The 392-nt window shown below is 45.7% G+C and carries 1 pseudogene; it reads right to left on the bottom strand.

The window, feature by feature from the left end:
- Nucleotides 1-392 (bottom strand): annotated as a pseudogene (locus AB4585_RS24020) (porin); the annotation flags it as partial.

Below are 392 nucleotides of genomic sequence, written 5' to 3'. Positions count from 1 at the left end.
CTCCAGAACCGGTAGAAAATGCTAGGTTCGAAAACCCTGTCCACGGACTCGCTAACGCATAAGTATCGACGTAGTTAGTCACATCCTGCCAACCAATTTGGATAGTACCGCGACCACCGTTGATCTTTTGTTTCCAATTTAAGTCAGTAACACGAAAGCCTTGATCGCTAAATGCCGGAGACATCAACCCCATATAACCCAAAGTGTCGGGATTAAAAGGAGAACCCGTAATTCCAGAAAAATCCTTAGGTGCATAATCTGAATACGCATGACGATGTTCGATTTTCCAAATTAAGCTACCAGTATTGCCACTATCACGGCCAACAAGGTTCCACTGTCCGTACAAACGAGCAACACCCGATGAAGCACTGACATCATCGCCAGTTGCACCA

This window comes from Vibrio sp. 10N.222.49.C9 (assembly GCF_041474985.1).
Lineage (GTDB): Bacteria > Pseudomonadota > Gammaproteobacteria > Enterobacterales > Vibrionaceae > Vibrio > Vibrio crassostreae_C.
The sequence above is the reverse complement of the archived record's forward strand: the minus strand, read 5'-3'. Positions and strand labels throughout refer to the sequence as shown.